This window comes from Micromonospora sp. CPCC 206061, assembly GCF_036906915.1.
Classification (GTDB): Bacteria; Actinomycetota; Actinomycetes; order Mycobacteriales; family Micromonosporaceae; genus Phytohabitans.
This window is the reverse complement of the sequence record NZ_JBAKHX010000001.1, coordinates 190,917-215,174: the sequence shown is the minus strand read 5'-3', so window position 1 is coordinate 215,174 and position 24,258 is coordinate 190,917. Positions and strand designations below refer to the sequence as shown.

The 24,258-nt window shown below is 72.2% G+C and carries 22 protein-coding genes and 1 pseudogene; 10 read left to right on the top strand and 13 right to left on the bottom strand.

Annotated features, from left to right (window positions below):
- Positions 1-75 precede the first annotated feature (75 nt).
- The 4 genes from V6V89_RS01030 to V6V89_RS01015 form a co-directional block, all read right to left on the bottom strand.
- Entirely contained in the window at positions 76-162 is an 87-nt protein-coding gene (locus V6V89_RS01030; protein ID WP_334617201.1) for a hypothetical protein, read from the bottom strand.
- Positions 163-195: 33 nt separating this feature from the next.
- Positions 196-531, bottom strand: coding sequence for a sigma factor (locus V6V89_RS01025; RefSeq protein WP_334616931.1), 336 nt, complete (start codon positions 529-531; stop codon positions 196-198).
- 108 nt (positions 532-639) lie between these two features.
- Positions 640-1,701 carry a SecDF P1 head subdomain-containing protein gene (locus V6V89_RS01020; protein WP_334616929.1) on the bottom strand — a complete coding sequence of 354 codons (1,062 nt, stop codon included), beginning with the start codon at positions 1,699-1,701 and terminating at the stop codon, positions 640-642.
- A 58-nt stretch (positions 1,702-1,759) separates the two neighbouring features.
- Positions 1,760-2,257: a MarR family winged helix-turn-helix transcriptional regulator gene (locus tag V6V89_RS01015; protein WP_334616928.1), complete on the bottom strand. Its 498-nt coding sequence runs from the start codon at positions 2,255-2,257 to the stop codon at positions 1,760-1,762.
- A gap of 72 nt (positions 2,258-2,329) precedes the next feature.
- Between V6V89_RS01015 and V6V89_RS01010 the strand changes: the two genes are divergently transcribed.
- From V6V89_RS01010 to V6V89_RS00975, 8 genes are all read left to right on the top strand, one after another.
- Entirely contained in the window at positions 2,330-4,495 is a 2,166-nt protein-coding gene (locus V6V89_RS01010) for an LLM class flavin-dependent oxidoreductase (RefSeq protein WP_334616927.1), read from the top strand.
- 241 nt (positions 4,496-4,736) lie between these two features.
- Positions 4,737-5,636 (top strand): LLM class flavin-dependent oxidoreductase, encoded by a 900-nt coding sequence (locus V6V89_RS01005; protein ID WP_334616926.1) that lies wholly within the window; start codon positions 4,737-4,739, stop codon positions 5,634-5,636.
- 23 nt (positions 5,637-5,659) lie between these two features.
- The gene (locus V6V89_RS01000) at positions 5,660-6,487 is read left to right on the top strand and encodes a MerR family transcriptional regulator (RefSeq protein WP_334616925.1); all 828 of its coding nucleotides are present in this window, start codon (positions 5,660-5,662) and stop codon (positions 6,485-6,487) included.
- Between the two features lie 40 nt (positions 6,488-6,527).
- Positions 6,528-6,827 carry a putative quinol monooxygenase gene (locus V6V89_RS00995; RefSeq protein WP_334616924.1) on the top strand — a complete coding sequence of 100 codons (300 nt, stop codon included), beginning with the start codon at positions 6,528-6,530 and terminating at the stop codon, positions 6,825-6,827.
- A 4-nt stretch (positions 6,828-6,831) separates the two neighbouring features.
- Positions 6,832-7,125: a GPP34 family phosphoprotein gene (locus V6V89_RS00990; protein WP_334616923.1), complete on the top strand. Its 294-nt coding sequence runs from the start codon at positions 6,832-6,834 to the stop codon at positions 7,123-7,125.
- A 492-nt stretch (positions 7,126-7,617) separates the two neighbouring features.
- Positions 7,618-10,461: an AfsR/SARP family transcriptional regulator gene (locus V6V89_RS00985; protein WP_334616922.1), complete on the top strand. Its 2,844-nt coding sequence runs from the start codon at positions 7,618-7,620 to the stop codon at positions 10,459-10,461.
- Between the two features lie 97 nt (positions 10,462-10,558).
- Positions 10,559-12,229: an AfsR/SARP family transcriptional regulator gene (locus tag V6V89_RS00980; protein ID WP_334616921.1), complete on the top strand. Its 1,671-nt coding sequence runs from the start codon at positions 10,559-10,561 to the stop codon at positions 12,227-12,229.
- A gap of 14 nt (positions 12,230-12,243) precedes the next feature.
- Positions 12,244-13,722, top strand: coding sequence for an FAD-dependent oxidoreductase (locus V6V89_RS00975; protein ID WP_334616920.1), 1,479 nt, complete (start codon positions 12,244-12,246; stop codon positions 13,720-13,722).
- Positions 13,723-13,791: 69 nt separating this feature from the next.
- Here the strand turns inward: V6V89_RS00975 and V6V89_RS00970 are convergent, their stop codons facing one another.
- The 3 genes from V6V89_RS00970 to V6V89_RS00960 all read right to left on the bottom strand — a co-directional run bounded on the left by V6V89_RS00970 (position 13,792) and on the right by V6V89_RS00960 (position 15,534).
- Positions 13,792-14,223 carry an SCP2 sterol-binding domain-containing protein gene (locus tag V6V89_RS00970; RefSeq protein ID WP_334616919.1) on the bottom strand — a complete coding sequence of 144 codons (432 nt, stop codon included), beginning with the start codon at positions 14,221-14,223 and terminating at the stop codon, positions 13,792-13,794.
- An 83-nt stretch (positions 14,224-14,306) separates the two neighbouring features.
- Positions 14,307-15,050, bottom strand: coding sequence for a SchA/CurD-like domain-containing protein (locus V6V89_RS00965; RefSeq protein WP_334616918.1), 744 nt, complete (start codon positions 15,048-15,050; stop codon positions 14,307-14,309).
- 16 nt (positions 15,051-15,066) lie between these two features.
- A complete protein-coding gene (locus tag V6V89_RS00960; RefSeq protein ID WP_334616917.1) occupies positions 15,067-15,534 on the bottom strand; it encodes a DUF1772 domain-containing protein in 468 nt (155 codons plus the stop codon).
- A gap of 124 nt (positions 15,535-15,658) precedes the next feature.
- Between V6V89_RS00960 and V6V89_RS00955 the strand changes: the two genes are divergently transcribed.
- Complete coding sequence (locus V6V89_RS00955; protein WP_334616914.1) at positions 15,659-16,639, top strand: beta-ketoacyl-ACP synthase 3; 981 nt, start codon at positions 15,659-15,661, stop codon at positions 16,637-16,639.
- A gap of 5 nt (positions 16,640-16,644) precedes the next feature.
- Here V6V89_RS00955 and V6V89_RS00950 read toward each other — a convergent pair.
- The 3 genes and pseudogenes from V6V89_RS00950 to V6V89_RS00940 all read right to left on the bottom strand — a co-directional run.
- Positions 16,645-17,343: pseudogene (locus V6V89_RS00950) on the bottom strand (DivIVA domain-containing protein); the annotation flags it as partial.
- Between the two features lie 26 nt (positions 17,344-17,369).
- Entirely contained in the window at positions 17,370-18,434 is a 1,065-nt protein-coding gene (locus V6V89_RS00945) for a PIN domain-containing protein (protein WP_334616913.1), read from the bottom strand.
- Between the two features lie 16 nt (positions 18,435-18,450).
- Positions 18,451-19,242, bottom strand: coding sequence for an SDR family NAD(P)-dependent oxidoreductase (locus V6V89_RS00940; RefSeq protein ID WP_334616912.1), 792 nt, complete (start codon positions 19,240-19,242; stop codon positions 18,451-18,453).
- A 348-nt stretch (positions 19,243-19,590) separates the two neighbouring features.
- Here V6V89_RS00940 and V6V89_RS00935 point away from each other — a divergent pair, with 348 nt between their 5' ends.
- The gene (locus V6V89_RS00935; RefSeq protein WP_334616911.1) at positions 19,591-20,340 is read left to right on the top strand and encodes an SDR family NAD(P)-dependent oxidoreductase; all 750 of its coding nucleotides are present in this window, start codon (positions 19,591-19,593) and stop codon (positions 20,338-20,340) included.
- 717 nt (positions 20,341-21,057) lie between these two features.
- Here the strand turns inward: V6V89_RS00935 and V6V89_RS00930 are convergent.
- From V6V89_RS00930 to V6V89_RS00920, 3 genes are read right to left on the bottom strand one after another with little or no spacing between them, the layout of a single operon-like run.
- The gene (locus V6V89_RS00930) at positions 21,058-22,245 is read right to left on the bottom strand and encodes a cytochrome P450 (protein WP_334616910.1); all 1,188 of its coding nucleotides are present in this window, start codon (positions 22,243-22,245) and stop codon (positions 21,058-21,060) included.
- 24 nt (positions 22,246-22,269) lie between these two features.
- Positions 22,270-22,968, bottom strand: coding sequence for an N-acyl homoserine lactonase family protein (locus tag V6V89_RS00925; protein ID WP_334616909.1), 699 nt, complete (start codon positions 22,966-22,968; stop codon positions 22,270-22,272).
- A 3-nt stretch (positions 22,969-22,971) separates the two neighbouring features.
- Positions 22,972-24,258: a glycosyltransferase gene (locus V6V89_RS00920; protein WP_334616907.1), complete on the bottom strand. Its 1,287-nt coding sequence runs from the start codon at positions 24,256-24,258 to the stop codon at positions 22,972-22,974.

The window sequence follows — 24,258 nt, the reverse complement described above, 5'->3', positions numbered from 1 at the left end:
GCGCCGCGTCGGCCGCGTCGGCCGCGTCGGCCGCGTCGGCGAGGACGCTGGTCAGCCGGTCCTCCAGATGCGTACTCATGGTTGCCTCCCGATCGCGTGCTCCGTGCGGCCTGACCAGCTCGCACGAAGTTTGTCCAGTCCACGGGAGGCTTGGCTGCGCACCGTGCCGCGCGAGATGCCGAGTAGCGCGGCTATCTAGTCGTCGGTGCGGTTCTCGTAGTACCGCAGCACCAGCACCGCCCGCTGCCGTCTCGGCAGCGTGGCGAGCGCCTGCCACAGCCCGGTGTCGCCTTCGACCGCCGTGAACGCGTCGTCGGCGTACCCGTGCTCCGGCACGTCACCGACCAGCCGTTCCCGGCGGCGCCGCCGCCACCAGCTGATGTGCAGCCGGGCCATGGTCGTGCGGACGTACCGCTCCGGATCGTCCCGCCGTTGCACGCGCGTCCACGCCGAGCCCAGCCGGGCCAGCGCCTCCTGCGCGAGATCGGCCGCGTCGTGCGGGTTGCCGCTCAGCACGTACCCGTACCGCACCAGCGCCGCCCAACGCGCCGGACGAAGTCCTCGAACCGACCGTCCGCCCCGTTCATGGCCACCTCCACGAACACTGGACGCACCGACCCGGCGAACTGTTGCAAGCCGTCAGTTCACGGCGCGCAGCACCAGCGGCAGGGGTTCGGAGTTGAGCTGGGCGGCGAGCACCATCGCGCTGTCGCGGGTGAAGTCGCCACTGATGTGGGCACCGCCGGTGAGCACGTCCAGCACGGCGGGGGCGGAGATCACGACATCGTCGAGCACGATCGCCACCTGGTTGTTGCCCTCGCCGGCGGTGAACGCCTCCCGGGTCAGGTCGGTCCACCGCTGCTGGCCGGTGCTGGTGAAGTTGATCGCGACTATCCATTCGCCGACGGACTGTTCGAGCGACGCCTCCGCGGTGTCGATGTCCGCGGCGCTGACCTTGGCGACGTCCATGAGGTACTTGGTCGGCAGGTCCGCGCGGGCGCAGGCGACGAGCTGGTCGGTGGCGGCGGTCGCGCCGGCGGGCCGCGCGGCCAGTTGCGGACAGGTAACGGTCGGCACCGCGTACTGCATCGCCGACGGCAGGGCCGCGACCTGCGCCGGCGTCAGCGACGCGAACGGCGCGAGCGCCGCCGTGGTCGCTGGGTCGGGCGCGCCGGGCGCCGTGATGCCTACGGCGATCTGGTATGCGCCGCCGAGCCGCGTGGCAACCTCGGCGCGGCTGGGCACCGGGCCGGCGTCCGGGGGTAGCGCCGGAGTGCTGGCCGTCGACTGGTCGGGCACCGAGCCGAGAACCCGGCGCATCCGCAGTTCACCGGTGCCGGCCAGGGACCGCAGCACGTCTTCCTTGCCCACGCCGTCGACCTTGAGCACCAGCCGGCGGTCACCGTCGATCTCCACCGACCGCCGGTCGAACTCGGCCGCCTCGATCCGGTCGGCCAGGACGTCGCGGGTGCGCTCCAGCGCCTTCCGGTCGGGCGTGCCGCCGCCGGCGGTCACCGCCTCGACGGTGAGCGTGGTGGTGCCCGGATCGCCCAGGTCGAAGATCCGGTCGCGGAACAGGAACCCCACGACGCCGCACGTCACGGCCGTGACCAGGACGACCACGCCCAGCGCGCCGAGCACGATGAGAAGGTTTCGGCTGTTGACCGACGGCGGCTGCTGCGGCTGCGGCAATTCGGACACGCGGTGAGTCTAGGCACCGGTGTCCACTGAAGATTCGTGGCAGGTCCAAGAACGCGGCTCAGGGACGGCCGCGGCGACTGGCAAGCAATTTCTCGCCCTGCATCTCGTCGGCCACGTCGCACGGGTCGGTGGCCGGGTCGATGTGGCGGGCCTCGCAGGCCACGCGGTGGAGCAGGTCGCGGAACGCCTCCCGCTCGCCGGGGGCCAGCGCACTCAGCACGCGGTCTTCGGCGGCGCGGACGCGGCGTTCGAGATCGGTGAGCGTGCGCTGGCCCAGGTCGGTCGCGACGATCCGGCGCTGGCGGCGGTCGGCGGGGTTGAGCTGCCGCTCGACCAGCCCGGCGTCGACCAAGTCGTCGATCAGGTAGGTCATCACGGTGCGGTCGATGCCCAGGTGCGCGGCGAGGGCGAGCTGGCTGGGCCGGTCTCCCTCCACGACCGCGGCGAGGGTGTGGTAGCCGCGCGGTCCGTGCGGCAGGTCGCCGAGGACGGTCACTACCGAGCTCTGGTACGCGCGCAGCAGCACGCCCAGCGCCCAGCCTATGCCCTCGTCCATGACATGCATCATATCGTTCCGATCATCTGTCTGGCATATGATCTGTTCGACAACATATTTCGGAGGTGCGCGATGGTCGAGTTCGGGGCGTTCATCACCCCCACCAGCGCGGCGCCGCAGGTGCCGGTGGCGCTCGCACGCCGCGCCGACGAGCTCGGCCTCGACCTCGTCACGTTCCAGGACCACCCGTACCAGCCGGCCTTCCTCGACACCTGGACGCTGATGTCCTGGGTCGCCGGCCAGACCGAGCGGGTCCGCCTCGCCGGCAACGTCCTCAACATCCCGCTCCGCAACCCCGCCGTGCTCGCCCGCGCCGCCACGAGCCTCGACCTGCTCTCCGGCGGCCGCCTGGAACTGGCCCTGGGCGCCGGCGCCTTCTGGGACGCGATCGAGGCGATGGGCGGCCGGCGGCTCGCGCCCGGTCAGGCCGTCGACGCGCTCAGCGAGGCCATCGACGTCATCCGGGGCGTGTTCGAGGCCGGCTCGGCGCCCGCGCACGACATCCCGATCTGGCTCGGCGCCCGCCGCCGGCGCATGCTCCGGTTGATCGGCCAAAAGGCGGACGGCTGGCTGCCGACCCTCGGCTACCTGGATCCGGGCGAGCTGCGCGCCGGCAACAAGATCATTGACGAGGCAGCCGTCGAGGCAGGCCGCGACCCGGTCGAGATCCGCCGGCTGGTCAACATCTCCGGACGCTTCGCCGACCGCCGCGGCGGCTTCCTCGACGGCCCACCCGAGCAGTGGGTCGAGGACCTGCTTCCGCTGGCCATCGAGGACCGCGTCGGCACGTTCATCCTCATGACCGACGACGCGAGCACGCTCGAACGGTTCGCCCGGGAGGTCGCGCCCGCGCTGCGCGCGGCCACACCCGACACCACGGCCACCGGCCGCAGCGCGCGCGTGCGCGCCAAGAGGCGTCAGGGCATCGACTACGACGGCGTGCCACCGTCGCTCACGGCCATCGAGCCGGGAGACATCGGGTACGCGCGCGTGCGGTCGACCTATCTGCGTGGTGGGTCGCCAGGCCTGGTACTGCGTCCGCGTGACACCGCACAAGTGGTGGAGGCGCTCGCGTACGCCCGGGCCCATCCGGCGCTGCCGTTGGGAATCCGCAGCGGTGGCCACGGTGTGAGTGGACGGTCCACCAACGACGGTGGCATCGTCATCGACCTGTCCACACTGGCCGGAATCGAGGTGCTCGACGAGTCCACGCGGCGGGTGCGGATCGGGCCCGGCGCGCGGTGGAAGCACGTCGCCGCAGCCCTCGACGAGTACGACTGGGCACTCAGCTCCGGCGACTACGGCGGGGTGGGCGTCGGTGGGCTCGCCACGGCAGGCGGCATCGGGTTCCTCGGCCGCAAGTACGGGCTGACCATCGACCACCTGCGCGCCGCCGAGGTGGTGCTCGCCGACGGCACGGTCGTCCACGCCAGCGCCGGCGAGCACCCCGACCTGTTCTGGGCGCTGCGCGGCGCCGGTGCCAACTTCGGCATCGTCACCTCGTTCGAGTTCGAGGTCGACGAGGTCCGCGAGGTCGGCTGGGCGCACCTGGGATTCGCCGTCTCCGACGTGGCCGACTTCCTGCGCCGCTTCGGCGACGCCGTGGCGGCCACGCCCCGCGACACCACGCCTTTCCTGCTCGTCAGCCCGCCGCGCCGGGGCCAGCCGGCCCTCGCGCAGCTGATGGCGATGGTCGACGCCGCCGACCCGGAGACGGTGATCGCCCAGCTCCAGCCGTTCGCCGAGCTCGCGCCCATGTACCAGCAGCAGGTGGTGATCGCGCCCTACGCCGCCGTGATGGGCATGGCGCCGGACGGCGACCACCAGGGCCAGGGAGAGCCGATCGCGCGGTCCGCGTTCGTCCGCGAGATCACCCCCGCGTTCGCCGCCATCTCCGCTGACCTGCTGCGCGGCGGCGTCGTGTACTGGTACCAGCTGCGCACCGTCGGCGGGGCGATCGCCGATGTCGACCCCGACGCCACCGCATACGCCCACCGCGACGCCGGTTTCCAGCTCACTGCGATGGGTACCGACCAGCGGCGCATGGACGCGCTGTGGGACTCCGTACGCGGGCACTTCGACGGCCTGTACCTCAGCTTCGAAACCGACCGGCGGCCCGAGCGGCTCGCGGACGCCTTCCCGCCGCGGACGCTGGCCCGGCTGCGGGAGCTCAAGGCGCGCTACGACCCCGACAACGTCTTCCGCGACAACTTCAACATTCCTGTGGGGACATCATGACTGTGCTAACTGGCGCTCGCTCCGCTCCCGCGGGTCATGCGCCTCTCCTGCCACCCGGTAGCCGCCAGTCGCTCCGGCCGCTGCGATCCTGGCCCGCGCTGCGCGCGGGCGGCTCGGGCGCTGAAATCCGCCCTGTAGCCGCCAGTCGCTTCGGTCGCTGCGCTCCCTTTGCTTGGTGGCGGCTGCGGGCGGCGCGCCCTCACGGCTCCCTCCGCTTGGTGGCGGCTGCGGGAGGTGGCGCATGACCGACTACGGACACGACCTGCTGTTCGGCACGTTCGTCACGCCGTCCGTGCAACCGGTCACGCACGCCGTCGACCTCGCGATCGTGGCCGACCGGGCCGGCCTCGACCTGGTCACCTTCCAGGACCACCCGTACCAACCGCGATTGCACGACACCTGGACGCTCCTGTCGTACGTGGCGTCCCGCACCGAGCGGGTCCGGGTCAGCGGCAACGTCCTCAACCTGCCGCTGCGGCAGCCGGCCGTGCTGGCCCGCGCGGCGGCGAGCCTCGACCTGCTCTCCGGCGGGCGTTTTGAGCTGGGCATCGGCGCGGGCGGCTTCTGGGACGCGATCGAGGCGATGGGCGGGCGGCGGCTCACTCCTGGCCAGGCGGTCGACGCCCTGGAAGAGGCCATCACGGTCATCCGGGAGATCTGGGCGGCCGGTAAACCCGGCGGCGTACGCGTCGACGGCCGGTACTACAAGGTCAACGGCGCCAAGCGCGGCCCCGCCCCGGCACACGACATCGGCGTGTGGGTTGGCGCGTACAAGCCGAAGATGCTCCGCTTGACCGGGCGCGTCGCGGACGGCTGGCTGCCGTCACTGGGATACCTGAAGGGCGGCCCGGCCGAGCTGCGCGACCTCAACGCCCGCATCGACGAGGCGGCGGTGTCCGCCGGCCGCGACCCGTCCGCGGTACGCCGCCTGCTCAACATCGGCGGCCGCTTCGCCCCGACCGGCCGTGGCCTGCTCGACGGCCCACCCGAGCAGTGGGCCGAGGAACTGGCCGAGCTGACCCTCGAATACGGAATCTCCGCGTTCATCCTCGCCACCGACGACCCCGCCACCATAGAGCGCTACGCCGCCGAAGTAGCCCCCGCCACCAGAGACCTGGTCAAGTCCGACCGCCCCACCTAGACCCAGGGGGGAGGGTGTAGCCCATGTTCAGCATCGGAGACTTCGCCAAGCTGGGCCGGGTGTCCGTCCGGATGCTGCGTCACTACGACTCGCTGGGGCTGCTCGTGCCGGCGCAGGTCGACGCGGGCACCGGATACCGGTCCTACCGGGCCGAGCAGTTGCGCCGGCTCAACCGGATCCTCGCGCTGAAGGACCTCGGGTTCACGCTCCAGCAGGTCCAGTCGATCCTCGACGAGAAGCTCGGCGCGGAGGAGCTGCGCGGCATGCTGCGGATGCGCCGGGCCCAGCTCCAGGAGCAGATGGCGGCTGACGTGGCCCGGTTGACCAGCGTCGAGGCGAGGCTCCGGACCATCGAGAGGGAGGGACGCATGAGTACGGACGACGTCGTGGTCAAGCAGGTGCCGCGGGTGCGGGTCGCGGAGCTGAGCGCCGTCGCGGCGAGCTATGAGGGCAGTGACATCGGCCCGGTGATCCAACCGCTGTATCAGCAGCTTTTCCAGCGGCTCGGGGCCGCGGGCGTGCAGATGGCGGGACCGTCTATCGCGTACTACGAATCGGCGCCCGCCGAGTCGCCGGAGGCGGTGACCGTGCACGCGGCGGTGACGGTCGCGGTCGAGCCCGATCCGGGGTACGACTTCGCCGTGCTCGACCTGCCGGAGCTGCCGAACGCGGCGACGATCGTGCACCACGGTTCGATGGACGAGGCCGACCGCAGCATGCATACGCTGGCCCAGTGGATCGACGACAACGGGTACAAGATGGAGGGGTACGCGCGTGAGGTGTGCCTGGAGTTCGACCCGGATGATCCGAGCAAGTGGGTCCACGAGTTCCAGGTCTCGATCGTTCCGTAGGGTCGGACGTGTTGGTTTCGTCCTGACCTGAGGAGGCGCCGTGGCGTACGGCCGTTTCGGCACCATGAAGGCCAAGCCCGGCCACCGCGACGCCGTCGTGGCGATTCTGCTCGAAGGCGAGGAGGGCCTGCGCGCGGCCGGGTGCGTGCTGTACGCCGTCGGCGTCTCCGAGACCGATCCCGACCTGATCCTGGTCACCGAGCTCTGGCACAGCAAGCAGCACCATGCCGTGTCGCTCCAACTGCCGGAGACCAAAGACGCCATCGGGCGGGCGATGCCGATGCTGACCGGAGAGTTCACCGGCGACGAGATGACTGTTGTCGGTGGCGTTCTGCCTTGACAACATGCCCCATCGTGAAGTTGTGCCCGACCTGACGTTGCCCGAGGCCGTCTTTGTTCTCGCTCATTCCCCATCCGGCCGGCGTGACCCAATGTGGTCTACTGTGGAGCAATTGGTCGGGGCCGCCGTCCTCGGCGAGCTGTACCTCGCGGAGCGCATCGAGCTCGACCAGGATGGTGTGGCTGTCCTGGTCCGCTCGTCCACGCCCACCGAAGACCCGCTGCTCGACGGCGTGCTCGCCCGTATGGTGGATTCCGATGCGCATTCTCCGCTGGCCGCGGCACCTCCACGACGGTGACGCGCACGCCCGCGTGGTCGTTCTGGGCGTGCTGTTGGCGGGCGCCCAGCGGAGCCGTCAGGATGCGAACGCGAAGGCTCTGGGTGACCGGGGTGAGTCCGTGGTGGCCGAGGTCGTCGAGGCATACCGGGCAACGGTGGCATGCATGCGAACCTGCCCGCCGAAGGGTGACCAGACTCGCATCATGGTCGACGCCTCGCAGCCGCGCGTCTTCCTGACCGAGTGGGGTGATGGTCCTGGTTGGCGGGGCCGTGATCATGGTCGGTCTCATGGGCGTTGCCGGCGCGCTGATGCCGGGGCACTCCGGTCCGCGCCTGTCCCGCCCTCGGCGCCGTTGATCCCGATGACCGGCTGGACGCGAGTCTCATTCACGACCACCAAAAGCGCGGCCGGTGCATCGGCCATTGAGGGATTGTTAATCGTCCATATGGCGCCAGTGTTGCGTAATTCCACGGATGTCGTCACCGTGCGTGTTCGTCAAGACTGTGGCGCATGCGCATTCAGGTGCTCGGTCCGGTGCGCGCCTGGCGGGGAGACGACGAGCTGGAATTGGAGCTGGGACCCGCGGCCCAGCGAGCGGTCCTCGGGCTGCTGGCCCTCGCCTGCGGCCAGCCCCTGACCCGTGCCCAGCTCGTCAGCGGCGTCTGGTACGACCGGGAGCCGCCCTCGACGGCCGCCAACGTCATCCAGACACACGTCAAACACCTGCGCAGGCTCCTGGAGCCGGGTCGCCGGCCGCACGCGCCGAGCGCGCTGCTGCGGCAGGTCGGCGACGGGTACGCGCTGCAGGTGCCGGCCGCGGCGGTCGACGTCTCGCGATTCCGGGCCCTGACCGCGTCGGCGGCGGTCGCGCAGCGGGAGGGTCAGCTCGACCGGGCGGCTGAGCTGCTCGACGAGGCGCTCGGGTTGTGGCAGGGGCCGCCGTTCGCCGATGTGCCGGCGCTGGCCAGCCATCCGAAGGTGGTCGCGCTGGCGGGGGAGCGGCAGGCGGCGCTCGACCGGTACGGCGAGGTGAAGATCGCCGCCGGGCGGGCCGCCGAGGTGCTGCCGGCGCTGGAGGAGGCCGCAGCGGAGCAGCCGCTGGATGAGGCGGGGCAGGCCCGGCTGATTCGGGCCTACCACGCGGCCGGGCGGCGGGGACAGGCGTTCACCGCGTACCACGAAGCTCGCCGGCGCCTCGCCGACGAGCTCGGCGTGGCACCCGGCGCGGAGCTGTCGGCGGCCCACACGCTGCTGCTGCGCGACGACGCCCCGGTCGCCGCGTCCGCGGGACCGGCGCGGCGCGCCGCCGCCCGGCCGCTCCGCCCCGTGCCGGCCCAGCTGCCGACCGACGTGCCGGGTTTCGTCGGGCGCGCGGCCGAGCTGGCGCAGCTCGGCGAGCTGCTGGAGGCGTCCGCCGTCCGGATCTGCGTGGTGTCCGGCACGGCCGGGGTCGGCAAGACCGCTCTCGCCGTACGGTGGGCACACGACGTCGCGCACAGATTCCCCGATGGACAGCTGTACGTGAACCTGCGCGGCTTCGATCCCGGAGGCGTGGCGATGGACCCGTCCGAGGCCGTGCGGCGCCTGCTCGACGCGCTCGACGTGCCGCCCGAACGCATACCGTCCGATCTGGACAGCCGCTCCGCCCTGTACCGCAGCCAGCTCGCCGGCCGCCGCCTGCTCGTGGTGCTCGACAACGCCCGCGACCCAGCGCAGGTGCGGCCGCTGCTGCCCGGCGCGCCCGGCTGCGCGGTCGTGGTCACCAGCCGCCATCAACTGTCCAGTTTGGTGGCCGCCGAGGGAGCCCAGCATCTGCCGCTCGACCTGTTGACCGCCAGCGAGGCACACGACCTGCTCGCCCGCCGCGTCGGTGCCCGCCGGGTGGCCGGTGAGCCAAGCGCCGTGGCCGAGATCCTCGCCCGGTGCTCGGGATTGCCCCTGGCGGTGGCGGTCGTGGCGGCGCGTGCCGCGGTCAGCCGGCACCTGCCGTTCGCGGCGCTCGCCGAGCAGTTCCGGGGCGACGGTGACTGCCTCGACGCGCTGACCACCGGTGACCCGAGCACCGACCTTCGGGCCGTGCTGTCCTGGTCATACCGTGCCCTGGTCCCGGAGGCGGCGCGGCTGTTCCGGCTGCTCGGGCTGCACCCCGGCCCAGACGTCTCGGTGCCGGCCGCCGCCAGCCTCGCCGCGCGCCCGGCGCCCCAGGTCCGCCAGCTCATCGCCGAGCTGGTCGGCGCCAACCTGCTCACCGAGCACACGCCCGGCCGGTACACGTCCCACGATCTGTTGCGCGCCTACGCCAGTGACCTGGCCGAGCGGCTCGACAAGGAGCGACCGCGCCGCGCCGCCATCCGGCGGATGGTCGAGCACTACCTGCACTCGGCGTACGCCGCTGATCAGCAGCTCGACCACGGCCGGGCGCGGACCATCCTGCGGGCCCCTACGTCCGGGGTCGTTCCGGAGCACCCCGCAGACCTCGCGGAGGCGCGGGCCTGGTTCTCCGCGGAGCGAGCCGTTCTCCTCGGCGCCCTGGAGCGGGCGTCCACTGTGTCCAGTACACACGAATGGCAGCTCGCCTCCACTCTGTACACGTTCATGGACCGCGACGGGCACTGGGACGACCTGGCGGCGACGCAGCGCGCGGGCGTGGCGGCCGCGCGACGCGACGGTGAGGTGGCCGCGGAGGCCGCCGCCCGCCGTTTCCTCGCCCGCGCGCACACCCGGCGGCGGCGCTTCGAGGACGCCCACGCCGAGCTGCGCCGCGCCCTCGACCTGTACGGCCAGGCCGGTGACCGCATCGGTCAGGGCCACACGCATCTCAATCTGGCGCTGTTGTGGGACCGACTCCAGCGGCGCCACGACGCGCTGCACCACGCGCAGAAGGCGCTGGCGGTCTTCGAGGCGGCCGGAGACAAGCACGGCCGGGCCCGCGCGCTCAACGCCACCGGCTGGTACCACGAGCTGCTCGGCGACCATCGCCAGGCGCTGACGTACTGCCGGCAGGCCCTGACGCAGCTCCAGGCGCTCGACGACGTCAACGGGCAGGCGGGCACCTGGGACAGCCTCGCGCACGCCCACCACGGTCTCGGCGAGCATGCTCGGGCGGTCACCTGCTACGAGCACGCGATCGCCCTCTACCGCAGGATCGGCGACCAGCACCTGGTCGCGATCGTGCAGTCGAGCCTCGGCGAGACGCATGAGGCGCTCGGCGCGCACGACAAGGCGCGCGAGGTCTGGCGCGAGGCGCTGGCGATCCTCGCCGATGTGGACCATCAGGAGGCCGAGACGGTGCGCGCGAAGCTCGCCGCCCTCGCCGGTGCCCGGCACCGTCACCTTCGCCGCGTCGCGGTGTGAGCGTAATCCAGCCGGGGTCCAGCGGGAATCCAGCCGTGCTGGTCAGGCTGGGGTCACGCTCGGCGATTGCTCGCCGCGACCGGAGGGGGAGGCCAATTTGCGTTTCGCGGTCCTGGGGCCATTCGAGGTGACCAGCGGCGAACTTGTGCTGACGCCGAGTGCGCCGAAACTACGCCAGCTACTGGCCCAGCTGATACTCCAGTCCAACCAGATCGCGCACATCGACCGGCTCATCGAGGAGTTGTGGGACGACGAGCCGCCGGCGAGCGCGCGCACGACCCTTCAGACGTACGTGTACCAGCTTCGAAAGCTGCTGGCCAAGGCCGGCCGCGGCCGCGACGACCTGGTGTTGACCAAGCCGTTCGGGTACGTGGCGTCGATCCAGCCGGACGCGGTCGACGCCTACCAGTTCGACCAGTACATGGGCCGTGGCCAGGCCGCGCTGGAGCGGGGCCAGCCCATGGTGGCGTCCCGCGAGCTGAGCCAGGCGCTCGGGCTGTGGCGCGGCGAGGCGCTCGCCGACGTGGTGACTGGCTCGGTGTTGAGCGCGCAGGCGATCCGCCTGGAGGAAAACAGGCTGCGTGCGCTGGAGATGCGGGTCAAGGCAGACCTGTGCCTCGGCCGGCACCGCGAGCTGGTCAGCGAGCTCAAGGGACTCGTTTCGGCGCACCCGCTGCACGAGGGCCTGTACTCCCAGCTGATGCTCGCGCTGTACCGGTCCGGCCGGCGATTCGAGGCGATGGAGGTGTACCAGCAGCTGCGCCGGTCCCTTGTGGAGGAGCTGGGACTGGAGCCGTCCAGCGAGCTGATGCGCCTGCACCAGGCGATCCTGGCCGGTGACGCGTCGCTCGACCTGCCGCTCGACGTCGCGCCGGCCGCCGAGTCGCTGAGGGCCAGCGGCCCGGCTCCCGAGGCGGTGCCCACACAGTTGCCGGCCGACGCGGCCGCGTTCGCGGGACGGGTCGACGAGCTGGCGCGCATCCAGGCGCACTTCGAGGTCTCCGGCGGCGCCGAGGCCAGCGTGGTGGCGATCGACGGCGCTGCCGGGATGGGCAAGACCACGCTCGCGGTGCGCGCCGCCCACCGGCTGCGGGCCCGCTTCCCGGACGGGCAGTTCTTCGTGCCGCTGTCCGGCAGCGAGGCCGAGCCGGCCTCCGCGAGCGACGCGCTGGCGCGGATGCTGGCCTGCATCGGTGTGCCGGCGGCGGAGCAGCCCACCGACCTGGCGGGCCGCAGCGAGCTCTTCCGAGCCTGGTGCGCGGGCCGGCGGGTACTGGTCGTCGTGGACGATGCCGCCAGCATCGCGCAGGTGGCGCCGCTGCTGCCGGTCGGCGCGGAGTCGGGTGCGATCGTCACCAGCCGGCAGGAACTGTCCGGCGTGGCCGGTGCCCGTGCCGTGCGGCTGGTGGAGCTGCGCGACGGCGAGGCGGTGGCGCTGCTGGCCAGCATCGTCGAGCCGGCCCGGGTGATGGCCGACCCGGCAGCGGCGTACGCCATCGTGGAGCAGTGCGGGCGGGTGCCGCTGGCGGTACGCACCGCGGGCGCCCGCCTCAACGCCGTGCCGCACTGGCCTATCGGCCGGTTCGCCGCGCGGCTGGCCGACGAAGACCACCGCCTCGACGAGCTGCGGGTGGCCGACCTGGAGATGGCCGCCGCGCTGGAACAGGCATACCGCCGCCTCGACGCGGCAGCCCAGCGGGCGCAGCGCCTGCTGAGCATGCTCCCGCCGGCTCAGGCGGTCTCATCGCGTAGCGGCGGGGCCGCGTGAAAGGGGTGTCGGCTGTGGAAAAGACCGATGTGCTCGTGGTCGGCGGCGGCCTGGTAGGCCTGTCGAGCGCGCTGTTCCTGGCCCGGGCCGGTGTCGACGTCACGCTCGTCGAGCGCCACCCGGCGACGTCGGTGCATCCGCGCGCCCGCGGCGTCAACCCGCGCACCGTGGAGATCCTGCGCGGCTGCGACCCGGCGATCGAGGAGGCGATGCGGGACACGCCGTCGGCGCGGGCGCTGGTCGACAACGACGGCGTGCTCGCGATGACCAGCCTGGCCGGTGAGCAGATCGCCGAGCTGGACCAGCCGTACCTGCTCGGCCTGCGCGCCGACTGGAGCGCGCTCAGTCCGGCCCGGTGGTGCCTGTGCGACCAGGACGAGCTGGAGCCGATCCTGCGCGACGCGGCCCGGCGGCACGGCGCCGACGTGCGCTTCGGCACCGCACTGTCCTCATGGGACCAGGACGACGACGCGGTGTACGCCACCCTCCGCGTCGACGGTGCCGACCGCGCGGTGCGCGCCCGGTACCTCATCGCCGCCGACGGCGTCGCCAGCCCGATCCGCACCACGCTCGGCATCGGCAGGACCGGCCACGGCACGCTCGCGCACTACCTGAGCATGTACTTCCGCGCTGACCTGCGCGAGCCGTTGCGCGGGCGGCGGTTCGTGCTCGGATACGTGGTGAACGACGACGTGATGGGCGCGCTCGTGCCGGTAGACAACGCCGAGCGGTGGCTGCTGCACGTGCCGGTCGACCCGGAAGACGAGGACGTGCTCGACTGGCCGCGTGAGCGGCACGTCGAGCTGATCCGGGCGGCCGCGGGCGTGCCCGACCTTGACCCGGAGGTGATCGCGGTGCTGCCGTGGGAGGCGTCCGGCACGGTGGCCGAGCGGATGCGGGTGGGCCGGGCGTTCCTGGCTGGCGACGCGGCGCACGTGATGCCGCCGACCGGCGCGTTCGGCTCCAATACCGGCATCCAGGACGCGCACAACCTGTGCTGGAAGCTCGCCGCCGTGCTGCGCGGCGACGCCGGGCCGGCACTGCTCGACAGCTACGAGTCCGAGCGGCTGCCGGTGGCCCGCCGCACGGTCGAGCAGGCGGTGCGGCGGTCGCAGGACAGGCCCCGGCTGGTGCGGGCGGTCGACTCGCGGATCGCCGCCGGCATCGTCCCCGACCCGGTGGTGATGTTCGGTTACCGGTACGGCGCCGGGACGGACGCTGGGGTGTTCGACGTGACCGGCGACGGCGGTCCGGGTACGCGACTACCGCACGCGTGGCTGGAGGACGGGCGGTCCACGTTGGACCTCGTCGACCCCAACGGCTTCACGCTTCTGGTCGAGGGCGCCGCGGCGCCCTCGGTGGACGGCGTGCGCGTGCACCACGGAAGCCCGCTGGGAGGGGCGATTCTCGTGCGCCCCGACGGGTTCGTCGCCTGGCAGGGCGAGAGCGCCGACGGCGCCGCGGCCGCCCTGGCGAGCCTGCTCGACCGGTAGACACGAAGGAGGCGGGCGTCCCACGCCGCCCGCCTCCGCACAGTGTCGCCGACGTATCACTACCGCGTGCTACTCGGTCGGGAACCAGTCCCGGATGGACATCGCCGCGACCGTGTCACCCTTCACCTTGATGCGTCCGGTCATCGCCAGCATCGCGCCGTTGGCCTTGCCCAGCGACAGGCGCAGGAAGTCCGACAGTGACATGCTGATGACCGACGTCGCGTCCGGCGACGTGCCGGGCCCGATGGCGCACGTGCCGTCGTCGACCGAGAGGGCGTAGCTGATCGGCCCGTCGGGTGTGCTGATGCAGAACTCGAACTTGCCGTGCTCGCCCAGCGCGCGTTCCGGCGAGAAGCTCTCGCGGTACATCGCGAACATGGCCTCCAGGATCTCCGCGCTGGTGAGACCCTGGCCGATCAGCGTCTCGGTAAGCTTCTTCGCCGGCGTCGAGTCGACCGTCTTCCGGATCTGCTCGAAGCGCTCGTTGACCACGCTGGTCATGCTTGTCACCTCCGTATTGGGTGTGCACCCACCTTCACGGTGCGTGCTGGTGTCCGGGTGGAGCCGTGCTGGGAGCGTTCCGTTCATTTGGCGAACCGCATCCCCGCGATCGAGAGCTGAGACAGGCAGCGCATGCCGCTGGTGCGCAGCGCCGCCGCGAAGGTCGCACCGTCGGCCGGTGCGGGCGTCGACACGAGGTGCGCGGCGAGCCGCCGTTCGCCGGCCACCACGTCGGGGTCGGCGGCGAGCGTGGCGAGCGCCTGCTCCCACGCGCCGTCCTCGTACTGGACGATCCGCAGCACGGTGCGGCTGTGGCGGAAGGCGGCGGTGGCCACGATCGGGCCGCCGGCGGCCGCCCACTGCTCGCCGACCAGCTCCTTGAGCAGCACGTCGACGTCGTCCCCGCCGTCGTGCTCGGCCAGCGTGGCCGACGTGGCGTACAGGCCGGCGATCGGCTGGTCGTCCACGATGGACTGGGTGACACAGCGCATGAGGCTGCGCGAGAAGTACGCCAGGAACCCCTCCACCGTCGTGGTGTCGCGGGGCTCCCGCAGCAGCGGCGCCAGCCGCCGTTCCGCCTCCTGCACGCCCTCCTGCATCGCCATGTGCCGGGCCACGTCGTCGACGTCGCCGCGGAACTGGATGAGGCGCGCCATCCGGTCGTGCCGGATGAACAGCCCGGTGCCCATCAGCATGCCCACCCGCTCGCCGGCCGCGTTGCGCAGGATCGGCGAGTTGGCGCGCTTGAAGTTGCGCCGGGAGAAGATGTCCGCGATCTCCTCCTCGTGGCCGAAGGCCACCGGATACGTGATTGCCGCGAAGGTCATCGGATCCTCCCAGGAACTAGCCGTGCGTGGTGAGCAGAGCCAGGCCGACCGCGTCGGCGGCCAGTGCCAGGACGGCGAACAGGGTGCGCACCAGGTGCCAGCCGCGCCACGCCGGGCGCGGGTCCGGCCACCCGACCGGTACCGCCAGTGGCCGCACGGCACGTACACGCCGGTTGATGCGCTCGTTTCGCAGGTGCGAGACGACCTGCACGCCGAGCAGCGCCACGACGGCCGTGGCGTACGCGGTGCGCGGCGCCGCTCCGGCGGCCAGCGGGATCGCCGCCAGGTTGGCGACGAGCCCGCCGAGCACGACGATCGGCATCAGCGGGTGGTAGCCCTGGCCGAGCCGCTGGTGTATCTCCACGTAGCGCTCCGGCGGCAGGCTGGCCAGCGTCGGCACCACGCTGACCGCGACAGCCACGAAGACGCCACACACCACGCCGGTGCAGATCACCGCGACGGCACCAGCGATGCTGGCCAGCATCGGCCCACCTCCCACTGTCGACGGTCGCTGATCGCAGGTTCACACGCGCCGCTCGAACCCGGATCGAGCCGCCGGTGGACCGGTCTTCGACCCGCACCCGAGCCCGCGCTGCGACGGTCGAGAGGTGACGAGCAGGGGTAGCCGGATACTGGGTGTCGGCGCGTACCGCCCGCGGCGCGTGGTCGGCAACGACGAGATCGCCGCGCGGATCGGCGTAACGGCGGAGTGGATCGAGCGCCGCTCGGGCATCCACAGTCGACGGTACGCGGGACCGGACGAGACGCTGACCGCGATGTCGCTGGAAGCGGCCGGCAAGGCCCTTGCCGCCGCGGGCGTGAGCGCGGGCGACGTCGGTTGCGTCATCGCCGCCACCACGACGCACCTGACTCAGATGCCGGCGCTGGCCACCGAGGTGGCACACCAGCTCGGCGTCGAGCCGGCCGGCGCGCTCGACATCAGCGCCGCGTGCGCGGGCTTCTGCTACGGCCTTGCGCTGGCCAGCGACCTGGTCCGCGCCGGCTCCGCGGAGTACGTGCTGCTGCTGGGCGCGGAGCGGGTGACCGACATCCTCGACCACGGCGACCCGGCGACCGCGTTCCTGTTCGCCGACGGTGCGGGCGCCGTGGTGGTGGGCCCGTCCGACACGCCGCGGATCGGCCCGGTCGTCTGGGGCAGTGACGGGTCCCGCCGCACCGCCGTCGGCATGACCGGGTACTGGACGCGGGACCTGCGCGATCCGGCCACCCCATGGCCGGTGCTGGGCATGTCGGGGTGGCGGGTGTTTCGCTGGGCCACCGGTCAGCTCGGCGAGGTGGCGCGCACCGCGGTCGAGCGGGCCGGGCTGCGGATCGATCAGCTCGGCGCGTTCGTGCCGCACCAGGCCAACGAGCTCATCACCGACGCCATCGCGGCCAAGCTGGCTCTGCCGCCCGAGGTCGCGGTCGCCCGCGACATCCGATACAGCGGAAACACCTCAGCCGCGTCGATACCGCTCGCGATCGACGCGCTGATGGAGTCGGGCGAGGTGGCGCACGGCGCGAGCGCGCTGCTGATCGGCTTCGGTTCCGGATTGGTGTATGCCGCTCAGGTGGCCCACCTGCCCTAAGAGGTGAGCTGCTCCTGGGCCGCCTGGCCGGGGGCGCCGTGGTCGCGCAACTGGCTCTCCAGGTAGGCCATCAGCCGGGTGCGGTACTCGCGCTCGAAGTTTTCGAGCTCCTCGATGTGCTTCAGCGTCGCGGTGCGCTTCGCGTCGAGGCCGCCCATCGCCTCCTGGTGCCGTTGGCGCGCGTCGCGCTCCAGCGCGTCGGCCTTGGCGCGCGCGTCGCCGGTGACCTCGGCGGCCCTGGCCCGGGCGTCGGACAGCAGCCCTTCGGCCTCGCGCCGTGCGTCGACGACGTGGTCGTCGGCCGTGCGCTGGGCCATCATCAGCACGCGTACGGCCTGGTCACTGTCGCCGCCGGCACCGCCGGCCGGGCCGCCCATGCCGCGCACCTGGTCGAGCTCGGCCTGCATGGCCCGCGCGGCCTGGTCGGCCGCTGCCGCGTCGCGCTGGAGCCGGTCGAGCTGCGACTTCATCCGGCTGAGCTCCGCGACCATACGCGGCTCGTCGTCTGAGCCGGCGGACAGGCCGCCGTAGGAGCCGCCGCGCTCGACCTGCGCGCGCAGCTGGTTGTTCTCCTCGATCAGGCGGGCGAGCTCGCGCTCGACCTCGTCGAGGAAGGCGTCGACCTCTTCCTCGTCGAACCCCCGCTTGCCAATCGGAGGCTTCTTGAAGGCGACGTTGTGCACATCGGCCGGGGTAAGCGGCATCGGAACTCCTTGGGTCAGCGGCCAGCTTATGCCGTGACCAGATAGTCGTCGGCCTCGGGGCTCCACTCCAGGCGGACCGACCCGCTCGTGGCGGCCGCCTTGCAGAACTGGAGGAAGCTGCGGTAGCCGAGCTTCTTCTCGCTGAAGTCCGGCCGCGCCCTGCGTACCTGGTTCTTGAGACCGGACAGCGCCAGTGCGCCCTTTCCGCTGGTCAGGTCGAGCACCACGGAGCGTAACAGCGCGAACGCCGCCTCCCGATCGCCGTGTTCGGGCAGTGACGCCTCTGGGTCGCCCTTGGCGGGCCCCTCAGCCAACTCGATCACGTTGTGCTCGGCGAGGTGCCGCAGCAGCTCCCCGAAGGTCCGAAACCCGTAGTCGGACTCGCTGAACGTCGGGTCCTTCCGGAGCAGGGTCCGCTTAAGCGTCGAGGCGGTCACCGCACCGCTGGAGCTGCCCTGCAGGCCCGCCACCGTCTGGGCGACCAGGACGGCCAGGGAATCGACGTCGCGGGCCGGCTCTGCAGCGTCCGGCTGCGGCTCTGGCTCCTGCTCCACCCGCCGCGGGTCTGGCTCGGGCGGCCGTGCCGGCCGGGCGCGCCGGCCACGCGCGGCCGGAATGTCGACGCCCTCCAGCCGGTCGTAATAGAGAAACTCGTCACACGCGGGCGGAAGCAGCGCGGACGTGGAGTTCTCGACACCGACCCCGATGACGCGCTTGTTGAGCTCGCGCAGCTTGTGGACCAGCGGGGTGAAGTCGCTGTCACCCGTACAGATGACGAACGTCGAGATGTATTCGCGCTCGAAGGCCAACTCCACCGCGTCGACGGCCATCTTGATGTCGGCCGCGTTCTTGCGCGAGGCGCCCATCCGCTGGGGCATCTCGATCAGCTCGACGTGCGACCGGGTGAGCATCCGGCGGTCCTCGTCGAAGAACGACCAGTCGGCGTACGCCCGGCGCACCACCACCCGCCCCCGCTCCGCCAGGGCGTCGGCGATGGGCCGGAAATCGAAGGTCATGCCGCCGCGGTCGCGAGCCCCCAACGCGAGATTCTCGTAGTCCAGGAACAGGGCGATGCGATCTTCTTGATCCACGCGAGCCAGCCTACGCTCAGCGGGGCGCCGCCCAGAGCCTTTCGAAGCCGCGGCGCAGCGCCCGGCGGGGCAGCAGCCGGGCCGCGCCCAGCAGCAGCCGGTACCGCGCGCTCGGCACGCTGACCACCCGGCCAGCCGCCAGCGCCGCCAGGGCGTCCCGCACCACCGCTTCCCGGTCCAGCCACAGGAAGGCCGGCATCGGCGACGACCGCATCCCACCCCGCTCCGCGGCGTCGCCGCGCCGCGTGAACCCCGGGCACACCGCGACCACCCGCACCCCGAACTGGCGCATCTCGCAGTGCACGGTCTCGGTGAACGACGTGACGAACGCCTTCGTCGCGGCGTACACGGCGCCCTGCGGCTGCGGCAGGAACGCCGCGACCGACGCGACGTTGAGCACGGCGCCGGACCGCCGCTCCCGCATGGCGGAAACGGCCGCCCTGGTGAGCTGCACGAGCGCGGTCACGTTCAACGCGATGGTGTCGTCGAGGTGGTCCGGTGGCTGATCGGCCAGCAGGTTCGGCCGTCCGGAGCCCGCACCGGCGTTGTTGACCAGAAGATCGACCGGATGATCCGAATCGGACAATCGTGCTGTGACCACGGCGCGGCCCGCCGGTTCGCTCAGGTCCGCGGCAAGCACTTCGACGTGTACGCCATAGCGGTCACGCAGCCGGTTGGCGACCCGTTCCAGTAGCTCCTGGCGCCGCGCCACCAGCACCAGCCCCACGCCGTTGCGGGCGAGCGCCTCCGCGAACGCCTCCCCGATGCCGGCAGAGGCCCCGGTGACGACAGCGGTGCGCAGGGTCATGCGCCGCCTCCCGCAGCCGCCACCAAGTGGAGGGAGCCGTGAGGGCGCGCCGCCCGCAGCCGCCACCAAGCGCAGGGAGCGAAGCGACCGCAGCGACTGGCGGCTACAGGGCGGATTTCAGCGCCCGAGCCGCCCGCGCGCAGCGCGGGCCAGCATTGCAGCGACCGTAGCGACTGGTGGCTACAGGGAGGCTTCGGGGCGTGTGACCCGCGCGAGCGGCGAGTGCCAGCTAGTACGGTCATGCATCGAGGGTGCGCCCGCCCGGTAGGACCTCGCTGGTAGTCCGGTCCACACAAGCACGATCGGTCCTGGATGCCTCCTAGACCCGGCGGTGTGACGGTGTCCGGTATGGACGCTCTGCTGAATGGCAAGAACGCGCTCGTCACCGGCGGTGCCCGCGGCATCGGACGGGCCATCACGCTTGGCCTGGCGCGCGCCGGCGCCACGGTCGTCGCCTGCTATCGCACGCCCGGTGAGGCTGTGGACACGCTGGCGACAGAGTTGAAGGAGATCGGCGGCGAGCACCACCTGATCCGCGCCGACGTCGCCGACCCGGTGGAGGTCGACCAGCTCGTGCACGAGTGCCGGGAACGCGTCGGGACGCTGCACACGGTAGTCAACAACGCCGGGGTCATCAGCCACGTGTCGTTCGCGGAGCTGCCGCTGGAGGAGTGGCACCGGGTGCTCGACACCAACCTCACCGGCGCATTCCTGGTCACCCAGAAGTGCCTGCCGCTGCTCGGCCCGGGCGCCTCGATCGTCCACATCGGATCGCGGGGTGCGCGGGCAGGCGTGCCGTTGCGCAGTCACTACACGGCAGCGAAGGCGGGCCTCGTGGGGTTGACCCGGTCGCTGGCCAAGGAACTGGGACCGCGTGGGATCCGTGTCAACGTGGTGGCGCCCGGCGTCATCGACACCGACGTGGAGCGCCGGATGCCGGCCGAGCAGCGTGCCCAGATCGAGGCACGGTACCGCCAGCTGACCGCGCTCGGCCGCCTCGGCACCCCCGACGAGGTGGCCGGCGCGGTCGTCTTCCTGGCCAGCGACCTCTCCGCATACCTGACCGGCGAAACCCTGGACGTGGACGGCGGCATCTAACCCCCGCTCCGTCCCCGCTCCGCCCCCGCTCCGCCCCCAGGCCCGTCCGCGCCCGCCCCCTTCCGTCGATCAAGGCCAAACGCACGTGGTTCGATCTCTTTTCCACGTGCGTTTGCCCTTGATCCCTGCGGGTTTCCTTGATCGAGCCGTCAGCTGGGGTCCGCCGCGCGCGGCGTTGGGCCGATCCCGTGGTCGGTGGGCGCACGCACCCGTCCTTGAACACGCAGGAGGGTGTGCGCTCGCAGGTCTAGGCGTGGGTGGCTGGCGTTGAGCGCCTTGGGTAGGTCCTGGAGCGCCGTCGACCCTTGGCGCCGGCGATTGCGCGTGGCCGAGCACGCGATTCGCGGAATGTGCCGTCTTCGAGCGGGCGGACACTGCGATTTCCGGGACAGCGGCGCGGCGGTCACGAGGACGACGACGCGCGGGTCGAAACGCCCGGCCGTGACGCGGCTTCGGCCGGGACGGTTGATCTGACGCCGGGCCCTTGACGGCGAGATGTTGCCGAGTTGGGACGAATAGCGACCTCAACTCGGCGACTTTGAGCGGGCGGGTGCGCGGCGTGGCCAGCGGGCGCGATGCGCCGGGGCGGGCGTCGGTTCAAGCCCGGGCCGTGCGGCGATCAAGGAGAAGCGCGTCGATCGCGGCCATATGCACGTGGAAAAGAGATCGAACCACGTGCGTTTGGCCTTGATCGGCGAGAGGAGGGGACAGCCCTAGTCACCAGGCTACCGGGAGGCGGTCGAGGCGTTTGATCACGGCTCGGTCGTCCCAGGACAGCTCCGCCTCGTCCACCGCCAGGCGTAGGGCGGAGAACCGGGTCGTCAGGGCGGTCAGGGCGACCTCCAGCTCCAGGCGGGCCAGGTTGGCGCCCAGGCAGTAGTGGACGCCGCCGCCGAACGCCAGGTGCGGGTTGTCGGCGCGGTCCGGGTCGAAGCGGTCGGGGTCGGCGAACACGGCGGGGTCGCGGTTGGCCGCGATGATCGCCGGCAGCACGGCCTCACCCGGCTTGATGTCGACTCCGCCAAGCGTCACCGGCTCGACGGCAACGCGCAGGTTGCCGCCGTTGGTGGCCGCGGCCGAGTACCGCAGCAGCTCGTCCACCGTGGACGGGACGCGCGCGGGTTCCCGCACCAGCCTGCGGTACTGCTCCGGGTGCCGCATCAGCACCACGACGCTGTTGACGATCGCCGCTGACGTGGTGTGGTAGCCGGCGATCAGCAGCGTGCTGGCGAAGATGATGAGCTCTTCCTCGCTGAGCCGGTCCTCCTCGTCGCGGGCGGCGATCAGCTCGTCCATCAGGTCGGGGTTGGCGGCCGGCGGGTTGCGGCGCTTCTTGGCGACCAGGTCGGCGAGGTACCCGTTCATCGCCGCGCGGGCGGCGCCCACCTCGTCGGCTGTGGACCCGGTCAGCGTGAGCATGGTGTCGGTCCAGCCGCTGAACGTTGCCCGGTCGGCCGGCGGCACGCCCAGCAGCGCGCAGATCACCGTGATGGGTAGGGGGAGCGCGAATCCCGGTACCAGATCTGCTGGCGGCCCGGCGGCGCTGAGCCGGTCGAGCAGGTCCGCGGCGACGTGCTCGAGGTCGCCGCGCATCTCCCGCACGCGGCGCGCCGCGAACGCCCGCGCCACCAGCCGGCGCAGCCGGGTGTGCGCGGGCGGGTCCATGGCCAGGATGCCACGGCGGTCCGGCGGCAGCGGCCGCATCCGCGGCGCGTCCGGGGCGGTCGCGGCGGCGCGGCTGAAGCGCGGGTCGCTCAGCGCCACCCGTACCTCCTCGTACCCGCAGACCAGCCAGGCCGGGTCGCCCGTGGGCAGCACGATGGGCGCGACCGGGCGGTGCCGCACCAGCCAGGCGAACTCGGTGGGCGGCTCGTACAGCCTGCTGGTGTCGAAGGGAAACCGCATCGGCGCTCCTAGTCGTATCAGTCGCTAGTCGTAGCAGTTGGGGAACGTGCGCAGGGTGGCCCACTGTGCGGCGTCGTGCCCGTACACCACGAGCGCGCCGGTCTCCGCCGCGATCGCCGCCAGCCTGGCCGTGCTGCGCCGCACCGCCGGCCCGTCCACATCGAATGGTGTGATAGGACGGCGCTCGGCGTCGGCGCAGCCAGCCATCGGCACGGCGTCGCCGGCCAGCAGCACCGCGCCGGTGTTCGGCAGCCGCACCAGCACGGACTGGTGGCCGGGGACGTGGCCGTCGGTGGCCAACAGGCGCAGGCACGGTGACAGCTCGACGTCACCGTCGACGAGGCGGTATCGCAGGCCGGGCGCGTCCCAGCGGTCCCGGATCAGCTCGATCCGGTCGACGTCGCCGGCCCGGGCGGCGTCGAGGTGCCGCCGCTGCACGACGAACTCGGCGTCGGGGAAGCGGTCATGGTTGCCGGCGTGGTCGGGGTCGAGGTGGGTGCAGATGACGCGGTGCACGTCGGCGGGCCGGACGTCGAGCCGTTCGAGCTGCGTCAGCAGGTTTTCGGCTGGCGAGACCGTCACGAAGCCGTCCGGGTCCGCTCCGAGGTCGATCGGGTAGCCGGTGTCCACAAGGGTCGCGCCGTCGCCGTCCACGAGCAGGTACGCGGGCACCGGAGCTTCGATCGCACGGATCGTCCCGGTGCGCAGCAGGTAGAGGCGCATCCCTCACCCTGCCGCGGGCGAGTTTTGCCGGTGCTCCGCGACCAGGTCCGCCAGCAGCCGGGCGATCTCGGCGGGCGCGTCGTGTCGCGCGAAGTCGTCGGCCAGCGCGCGGGCCCGCCGCCGGTACGAGGGGTCGTCGAGGACCTGCCGCACCGCCGCCGCGATCCGCTGTGGACTCGGGCGCCCGCCGCGCAGGAACACCCCGGCGCCGGACCACGCGACCCGGGCGCACACCTCGGGTTTGTCCTCGGTGGCGCCGGCGGTCACCAGCGGTATCCCGTGCTTCAGCGCGAGCTGCACGGTGCCGTACCCGCCGCTGGTGACGACCGCGGCCATCTTCGGCATCAGCGCGTCGTGCGGCAGGTACTCGGCGGTGCGCACGTTGTCGCCGAGCGCGCCGAGGTGTGCGGTGCCCCGGCCGGTGACCACGACCAGCAGGTCGGTGCCGGCCAGCGCCCGCACCGCCGGCTCCACCATGCCCCCGGTCGACGTGGCGACCGTGCCCTGGCTGACCAGCACAGCGCGGCGTCGGTCCAGTTCGGACCACCAGGCGGGCGGGGTGAAGTCGGGAGGCGGGTCGGGCAGCAGCGGGCCGACGAAGCGCACCTGGGGCGGCAGCTCCCGGCGCGGGTACTCGAAGCTGGGCGTGGTGGCCTGGAGGTACAGGTACGGGGTGGCGTTGGCGGCGAACGGCGAGCGCACCGGCACGAGGCCGAGCTCCGCCCGGATCGCGTTCATCCGACGCAGCGGGTCGCGCATCATCAGGCCCTCACCGATCCGGCTCGCGAGCGCGTTGCGCAGCCGGTACAGCGGGCCGGAGCCGGGCTGCCAGCCAGGCCCGTACGGCGGCACGTCCGGGTCAGGGATGGCCATCGGCGCGACGCTCAGCGTGGCCCACAACGGCTGCTCGATCTCGTGCAGCAGCCCGGCACCGAGCACTGTGGAGTCGGCGAGCACGACGTCGGCGGGGAACTCCCGCAGGGCCTTGGACAATTCGGTGTACTGTGCGCCGGCTGGGCCGACCATCACATGCTCCAGCCACCACGACCCGCGCTTGTGCTCGGGCATCCCCACCAACTCGGGGTGGCGCTCCTCGATGGCGTCCATCTCGGGCAGCGCCTCGCCGGAGCCGGGCAGGTACCGGGCACCGGTGGCGAGCACCGCGTCGCGGTACCGGTCGCCGGCGTACCAGGCCACCTCGGCGCCGCGCCGCACGAGCTCGGTGGCGACGGGCGCGACCTTGCCGACGTGCGAGGTGCCGGCGCTGGTCGCGATCAGTACTCGGATCAT